At 71.9% G+C, this 7659-nt stretch carries 9 protein-coding genes; 7 read left to right on the forward strand and 2 right to left on the reverse strand.

Translation table 11 applies throughout. The annotated features are described in order from the left end of the window. The first annotated feature begins 22 nt into the window (after window positions 1–22). From ABT367_RS31040 to ABT367_RS31070, 7 genes are all read left to right on the forward strand, one after another. On the forward strand, window positions 23–898 hold the full coding sequence (locus ABT367_RS31040) for an ABC transporter permease (RefSeq protein ID WP_352256593.1): 876 nt from the start codon (window positions 23–25) through the stop codon (window positions 896–898). Further along, window positions 895–1653 carry an ABC transporter ATP-binding protein gene (locus tag ABT367_RS31045; RefSeq protein WP_352256594.1) on the forward strand — a complete coding sequence of 253 codons (759 nt, stop codon included), beginning with the start codon at window positions 895–897 and terminating at the stop codon, window positions 1651–1653. The genes ABT367_RS31040 and ABT367_RS31045 overlap by 4 nt, the downstream gene beginning before the upstream one ends. Beyond that, entirely contained in the window at window positions 1650–2582 is a 933-nt protein-coding gene (locus tag ABT367_RS31050) for an ABC transporter ATP-binding protein (RefSeq protein WP_352256595.1), read from the forward strand. The genes ABT367_RS31045 and ABT367_RS31050 overlap by 4 nt, the downstream gene beginning before the upstream one ends. 233 nt (window positions 2583–2815) lie before the next feature. Continuing rightward, window positions 2816–4474 (forward strand): sigma-70 family RNA polymerase sigma factor, encoded by a 1659-nt coding sequence (locus ABT367_RS31055; protein WP_352256602.1) that lies wholly within the window; start codon window positions 2816–2818, stop codon window positions 4472–4474. Between the two features lie 45 nt (window positions 4475–4519). Next, window positions 4520–5254 (forward strand): class I SAM-dependent methyltransferase, encoded by a 735-nt coding sequence (locus ABT367_RS31060; protein WP_352256596.1) that lies wholly within the window; start codon window positions 4520–4522, stop codon window positions 5252–5254. Between the two features lie 68 nt (window positions 5255–5322). Next, window positions 5323–6054, forward strand: coding sequence for a maleylpyruvate isomerase family mycothiol-dependent enzyme (locus ABT367_RS31065; RefSeq protein ID WP_352256597.1), 732 nt, complete (start codon window positions 5323–5325; stop codon window positions 6052–6054). A 13-nt stretch (window positions 6055–6067) separates the two neighbouring features. Next, window positions 6068–6343, forward strand: coding sequence for a DUF6332 family protein (locus tag ABT367_RS31070; protein ID WP_352256598.1), 276 nt, complete (start codon window positions 6068–6070; stop codon window positions 6341–6343). On the opposite strand, the gene ABT367_RS31075 is transcribed toward ABT367_RS31070, so the two are convergent. Both ABT367_RS31075 and ABT367_RS31080 read right to left on the reverse strand, forming a co-directional pair. Next, window positions 6304–6969: a response regulator transcription factor gene (locus ABT367_RS31075; RefSeq protein WP_352256599.1), complete on the reverse strand. Its 666-nt coding sequence runs from the start codon at window positions 6967–6969 to the stop codon at window positions 6304–6306. The two genes, ABT367_RS31070 and ABT367_RS31075, sit on opposite strands and share 40 nt — an antisense overlap. After that, window positions 6966–7659 (reverse strand): sensor histidine kinase (locus ABT367_RS31080; RefSeq protein WP_352256600.1); only part of this gene is annotated, 694 nt, incomplete at its 5' end. The genes ABT367_RS31075 and ABT367_RS31080, both read right to left, overlap by 4 nt.

The raw sequence follows: 7659 nt of genomic DNA on the forward strand, positions 1-7659 counted from the left end.
ACTGCCCCTTGCGGTAAGGCGCTTGTCCGTCACGGTGAAGCGGCTGCCGGCCGCGCTGCGGAGACTGCCCGAGGCGTGGCGGCGGCCGCAGGCCGTGGCCGGAGTGGTGGTGGCGCTGGCCTGGCTGCTCATCGCCGCCGCCGCGCCCCTGCTCGCTCCGTACGATCCGCTCGCCCAGGAGCTGCCCCGTCTCGCCGAACCGGGTCCCGGGCACTGGTTCGGCACCGATCAGCTCGGCCGCGACATCCTCAGCCGGGTCCTATACGGCGCCCGGGTGTCGATCCCGCTCACCCTGCTCCTGGTCGCCCTCTCGGTGCTGATCGGCGGGTTCCTCGGCGGTGTCGCGGGGTATTTCGGCCGCTGGGCGGACGAGGTGATCATGCGCTTCGCGGACCTCGTGTTCGCGTTCCCGACGATCATCCTGGCCATGGTGGTGGCGGCCGCGCTCGGCGCCAGTCTCACCAACGCGGTGCTCGCGGTCCTCGTGGTCGCCTGGGCGTCCTACGCCCGTGTCGGCCGCGGTCTCGTCCTGGCCGTGCGCGAACGGGAGTTCGTGCTCAGCGGGCGGCTGCTCGGCTTCTCGGTGTGGCGGTCGCTGCGCGTGGACGTGCTGCCCAACGTGGTGGGCCCGATCCTCGTGCTCGCGACCCTCGACATGGGCACGGCACTGCTGCTGCTCTCCGGCCTTTCGTTCCTGGGCCTGGGCGCCAAACCGCCGTCCGCGGAGTGGGGGGCGATGGTGGCCTCGGGCATGGAGGTCTTCGACAGCTGGTGGGTCGCCACGTTCCCGGGGCTCGCGATCCTCACCGTCGTGCTCGCGTTCAACTTCCTCGGTGACACGCTGCGCGACGCCCTCGACCCTCGTACGGCCCGCGCCGTGAAGGAGCGTGCGCTGTGACGCTGACGATCACCGGTCTGCGGGTGTCGATCCGGGACACACAGATCCTCTCCGGTGTCGACCTCGCCCTCCACAAGGGGCAGGTGCACGGTCTGGCCGGCGAGAGCGGGTCGGGCAAGACCATGACGGGCTTCGCCGTCCTCGGCCTTCTGCCGCACGGTGCGCGGGCGAGCGGACGGATCGAGCTGGCGGGGCGCGACCTGCTCGGGCTCCCCGACAAGGAGCTCAACCGGGTGCGCGGCAACGACATCGCGATGGTCTTCCAGGACCCGGCCACCAGCCTGCACCCGATGCTGACCGTGGGCAGGCAGCTGACCGAGCACATGCGCCCGCACCTGGGCCTGGGCAAGGCCGAGGCGCGCGAGCGCGCTCTCGAACTCCTCGCCAAGGTCCGCATCCCCAACCCGGCGGAGGCATTGAGGCGCTATCCGCACCAGTTCTCGGGCGGCATGCGGCAGCGCATCGCCGTCGCGGTGGCGCTGGCCTGCGATCCGCAGGTGCTGATCGCCGACGAGCCCACCACCGCGCTCGACGTGACCGTGCAGGCCGGCATCCTGCGCCTGCTGCGCGGCCTGTGCGACGAACTCGGGCTCGCCGTCCTGCTCATCACCCATGACCTCGGTGTCATGTCGGCGATCGCCGACGAAGTGAGCGTCCTGCAGGACGGACTGGTCGTGGAGTCGGGCCCACGGAAGTCCGTACTGCGCACGCCCTCCCATCCGTACACCCGCTCGCTCCTCGAGGATCTGCCATGACCCTGCTCAGGATTGCCGACCTCGTCGTCGAGCACCGCTCCCCCGGCCGGCCGCCCGTCAGGGCCGTCGCCGGGGCCGGGCTCACGGTCGCCGCCGGTGAAGTCGTCGGACTGGTCGGTGAGTCGGGGTGCGGCAAGTCGACGCTTGCCCGGGCCGTCTGCGGACTGCACGCCGTGGCCGGTGGCTCCATCACGTTCGACGGGCGCCCGGTCACCCCGCTCGGACTGCGGCGCCGGGCGCTGACCGGGATCCAGATGGTCTTCCAGGACCCCTACGCCTCCCTGAACCCACGGCGCCGCGCCGGCGACCAGATCGCCGACGGCCTGCGCGTCAGCGGCGACTCCGCCACCCCGGCCGACCTCCTCGAACGTGTCGGCCTGCCACGGTCGTTCGCCGACCGCCATCCGCACGAACTCTCCGGCGGCCAACGCCAGCGCGTCGCCCTCGCCCGTGCGCTGGCCGCTCGCCCGCGGCTGCTGATCGGCGACGAACCCATCTCCGCGCTCGACGCCTCCGCCCAGTCCCAGGTCGCCACGCTGATGCGCGATCTCGCCGTGGACTCGGGCGCCGGGCTGCTCTTCATCAGCCACGACCTGTCCGTGGTCCGCTTGATCGCCGACCGGATCGCGGTGATGTACCTCGGCAAGATCGTGGAGATCGGCGACACCGCCTCCGTCTGGGACGCACCCCAACACCCTTACACCCAGGCCCTCTTGCGGGCCATCCCGCAAACCGACGGCCTCGGCACCCTGCCCGCCGAACTCCCCGGCGATGTCCCCGACCCCGCCGACCCGCCGACCGGCTGCCGCTTCCACCCCCGCTGCCCGCACGCGATGGACGTCTGCCGCGTACGGGAGCCCGATTTCGGGCCGGCCGCCTGCTGGCTGCACGCCCCGTCCGACGTGACAGGACAGTCGGCGAAGGTATGAGGAGGCGGAGTGAAACACGCCACCGCCTCGTACCCCCGAATCACCGCAAACCAGCCCGCACCATCAACACAGCCCCTTCACATACGGCATTTCCCACACCCCCGAACCCTTGTGCCCCTGAGCACGCACGCGCGAAGGTGACGCAATTCCTGTTATCCGCCGACGCCCTCACGGTCTCCTGATCGCCGGCCCGGTGAGGCGGCGAGCGAGAGGGAGAGTGGACGGACGTGGGTGTGAGCCGAGAGAGCGGCGCGCTGGTGCGCGCGGCGCAGCACGGTGACCGCAGAGCGCAGGCCGAACTGGTCACCGCGCATCTGCCGCTGGTCTACAACGTCGTGGGCCGCGCGCTGAACGGTCATGCCGATGTCGACGACGTGGTGCAGGAGACCATGCTGCGCGCCCTGCGCGGCCTCGGAAGGCTGCAGGATCCGGGGCGTTTCCGGTCGTGGCTCGTGGCGATCGCGATGAATCAGATCCGGGGCCACTGGCAGGCACGCCAGTCCGCGCCGGACGGATTCGGGTCCCGGGACGAGTTCGATCTGGCCGATCCGGCCGGGGACTTCGTTAATGTCACGATTGTCCGGCTCGGCCTGGAGGGCCAGCGGCGCGAGGTCGCCGAGGCGACGCGCTGGCTGGAGAGCGACGACCGGGAGCTGCTCTCGCTGTGGTGGCTCGAGGCCTCCGGGGAGCTGACCCGTCCCGAGCTCGCCGCCGCCCTGGAGATCTCCGAGCAGCATGCCGCGGTGCGGGTGCAGCGGATGAAGGGCCAGCTGGAGACCGCCCGCGTGGTGGTACGTGCGCTGGCCGCACCGCCCTGCCCGGGGCTCGGTGCGGTGGTCGGCATCTGGGACGGGGTGCCGTCCGGGCTGTGGCGCAAGCGAATAGCCCGGCATGTACGGGAATGCCAGGTGTGTTCGCGGCATGCGGCGGATCTGTGGCCGGCCGAAGGGCTCCTCGTGGGCTTCGGCCTGGTGCCGGTGGCAGGCGCCGCGGGGGCCGGGGTGTTCGCCGCGCTCGGGTTGTACGGGGAGTCGGCGGCCGAGACGGTCGCCTTCGCGGCTTCGCCGGCGGGTCGGGGAGCCCCGGGGCGTGAGCCGTGGGACGCCGGGTCGGGTGGCTCCGGTGACGCCCGGCGGACCGACCTGACCCCGGCCGGCCCCAGCCGCGCCGAGGAACGCCGGATGCGGGTGCGCAAGCGCCGCCGTACGGCCGCGGCGGCCGCCGCGATCGTGCTGCTCGTCACGGGCGTGACGGCCGTGGGGATCGACCTCCTTTCGCCGGACGCCGACAGCGACAAGGTGCAGGCGGCCAACGCCACCGAGTCGGACTCCCCCGCCGAGGCGGAGAGCACCACCGCAGATACCCAGTCGCCGAGCCCGTCCGTATCGAAGTCGCCCTCGCCGTCGGCGAGCAAGAAGCCCTCGCCTACGGCGACCCCGAAGCCGACCACCCCCAAGCCGCAGCCGACGAGGACGAAGACCACCCAGCCCGCGCCGCCCCCGAAGCCGCCGGCCAACCCTGGCGGCACGCATGCCCAGCAGGTGCTCGGCCTGGTCAACGCGGAGCGTGCCAAGGCGGGTTGCTCGCCGGTGAAGCTGGACAGCCGTCTGTCGAAGGCCGCGCAGCTGCACAGCGAGGACATGTCGGCGAACGACTATTTCAGCCACACCAGCCAGGACGGCCGCACCTTCACCGACCGCGCGGCCGCACAGGGCGTCGACAACGCGGGCGCCGAGAACATCGCCCGCGGCCAGAGCTCCGCGCAGAGCGTGATGGACGCGTGGATGAACTCGGAGGGCCACCGCGCGAACATCCTCAACTGCGGCCTGAAGACGATGGGGTTGGGCGTCGTGACGAGCGACTGGACCTGGACGCAGATGTTCGGCTGGTAGCGCCGGCTTCGTTCAGGGCCTCGGTGCGGCGGGCACGCTGGTGGGATGTTCACCGACGAGGAAGCCGCCGCCCTGTACGACCACATGTACCCGTGGAGCGGGCCGCGGGCCGACGCCCGGTTCTACGACGCGTATGTGATGGCCGCCGACTCGGTACTCGACGTCGGCTGCGGGACCGGTGCGATGCTGCACGCCGCTCGTGAGCGGGGGCATCGCGGCCGGCTCACCGGACTGGATCCGGACCGGGCGGCCCTGGCACGTGCCCGGCGCCGGGCCGACGTGCAGTGGCTCGAGGGCGTCGCGGCCGACGCGCCTGCCGGTGCGGGCTTCACGCTGGCCACCATGACGGGCAATGCGTTCCAGTGCCTGGTGACCGATGAGGCGGTCTCGGCCTCGCTCGATGCCGTCCGTGCTGCACTGCGGCCCGGCGGCCGCTTCGCGTTCGACACCCGGCATCCCCAGGCGCGTGCCTGGGAGGCATGGAACCCGCAGCACCGTTACGACGTGGTGGACAGCGGCGGACGCACCCTGACCGTCTGGCACCAGGTCGACTCCGTGGGCGAGGGCCTCGTCGCCTTCCACGAGACGACGGCCGGGCCGGACGGCACGGTCCTGCGCGTGGCTCACGACACGCTGCGCTTCCTCGGCGTCGAAGAGCTGGCGGATCAACTGGCCGCCGCGGGCTTCGAGATCGAGACGCAGTACGGGGACTGGCAACAGGGCCCGGTCACAGCCGACAGCACCTCGGTCGTGACGGTCGCGCGTCGCCCGGCCAGCTGAGAGTCGCCGCTGTCCACCGGGCGGAAATCGCTGGTCACGGCGGCGGGCTGTGCCTAGGATCCCGGGCCATGGACATCGCCACGCACCTTGCCAGCCTGCGCGCCGAAGGCCGGCTCCTGGCCGCCGACGCCGAGGCCGCCGGACCCGATGCGGCCGTCTCCACCTGCCCGGGGTGGCAGGTGCGCGACCTGCTGCGGCACACCGGTGCGGTGCACCGCTGGGCCACCTCGTACCTGGTGGAGAAGCACACTTCGGGCCGCCCCATGGCCGCGGCACCGGACGTGGACGGCGATGAGTTGGTCGCCTGGTTCCGCGAGGGACATGAACTGCTCGTGGAGGCACTGGAGGAGGCGCCGGACGATCTGGAGTGCTGGGCGTTCCTGCCGGCTCCCTCTCCGCGCGCGTTCTGGGCGCGGCGCCAGGCGCATGAGACGGCGGTGCACCGGGTCGACGCGGAGTCGGCCCTCGCGCGACCGGAGCCGCGGACCCTCGGCTCCGCCTTCGCCGCCGACGGGATCGATGAACTGCTGCGCGGCTTCCACGCCCGGGAAAGGAGCCGGGTGCGCAGCGAGGAGCCCAAGGTGCTGCGGGTACGCACCACCGACGAGGACGCGGTATGGACCGTACGCCTCTCTGAGAAGCCCCCGGTCACGACCCCGGATGCCGAAGGCGAGGCCGACTGCGAGATCAGCGGACCGGCCGCTCGCCTGTACCTGTCGCTGTGGAACCGGCTGCCCCTGCCGGACATCGCCGGGGACGCCGCTGTGGCCCGCCTCTGGCGGGAGACCTCGGGCGTCTGATGCACTGACTGTCATGGGCAGCCGTACACAGGCACAACGGGACGCCATCACGGTCGAGATCGGCTACGCGTTCGTCTCCGGCGCGTTCCTCGCCGTGCTGGTGTTCGCCGCGGTGGCCGGGCCGGGGTGGATCTTCGACTTCCCGCTGGGGGTGCGGAAAGTCCTGGTGCCGATCGGGACCGCCCTCGCGGCGCTCGCCTTTCTCGTACGAGTCATCACGGTCCTGTGGCGTTTCCAGAACGCCACACGTCAGCCCAGCCAGCCCGGCCGCACCAGGCCCGATTCGTAGGCGAGCACGACCAGTTGGGCACGGTCGCGGGCGCCCAGCTTGACCATGGTGCGGCTGACGTGGGTCTTCGCCGTCAGCGGGGAGACCACGAGCCTGCGGGCGATCTCCTCGTTGGACAGACCGATACCGACCAGCGCCATCACCTCGCGCTCGCGCTCGGTGAGTTCGCCGAGGCTCTGCTCGATCGCCGGTTCCTTGGAACGCGCCGCGAACTCGGCGATCAGCCGCCGTGTCACGCCCGGCGAAAGGAGCGCGTCCCCGTCCACCACCGCCCTTACCGCGCGCAGGAGTTCCTCGGGTTCGGTGTCCTTGACCAGGAAGCCCGAGGCACCGGCGCGGATGGCCTCGAAGACGTATTCGTCGAGCTCGAACGTCGTCAGCATCACGACCTTCACCGCGGCGAGTTCGCCGTCCTCGGTGATACGGCGGGTCGCGGCGAGGCCGTCGAGCAGCGGCATCCGGATGTCCATCAGGACGACGTCCGGGCGCAGTTCACGCACCAGGCGCACGGCCTCCTCACCGTCCGCCGCCTCGCCGGCCACCTCGATGTCGGCCTGGGCGTCGAGCAGCGCCTTGAACCCGGCACGGACCAGTGACTGGTCGTCGGCGAGCAGTACCCGGATCATGGCGAGGTCTCCTTGGGACGCAGCGGAATCACGGCCCGTACCTGGAAACCGCCGTCCTGGCGCGGGCCGGCCTCGATCGTGCCACCCAGCGCCGCCGCCCGCTCCCGCATTCCGGCAAGCCCGTTGCCGCTGCCTCCCGCGTCGGCCTGGGTGGCGGGACCGTCGTCGTCGACCCGCAGCTCCAGTTCACGGGTTCCATAGCCGATCGTGACCCGGGCGTGCCGCGAGCCCGAGTGCCGTACGACATTGGTCAGCGCTTCCTGGACGATACGGAACGCCGCGAGGTCCGCACCCGGTGCGAGCGCCACCTGCTTGCCCTCCCGGCCCACCTCGACGGTGAGTCCGGCGCTCGCGGCCTGCTGCACCAGTTCGGGCAGCCGGTCGAGGCCGGGCGCGGGTGCGCGCGGGGCGTCGCCGGGCGCCCGCAGGGATTCGAGGACCTGACGGACCTCGCCGAGCGCCTCCTTGCTGGCCGACTTGATGGTGGTCAGCGCGGTGCGGGCCTGCTCCGGATCGGCGTCGAGCAGCGCCAGACCGACGCCGGCCTGCACATTGATGACCGAGATGGAGTGCGCGAGGACGTCATGGAGTTCGCGCGCGATCCGCAGCCGCTCCTCGTCGGCCCTGCGGCGGGCCGCCTCGGCCCGCTCGGCCCGCTCCTTGGCCCACTGCTCACGGCGCGAACGGGCC

The sequence above is a fragment of the Streptomyces mesophilus genome (genome assembly GCF_040300965.1).
GTDB lineage: Bacteria > Actinomycetota > Actinomycetes > Streptomycetales > Streptomycetaceae > Streptomyces > Streptomyces mesophilus_A.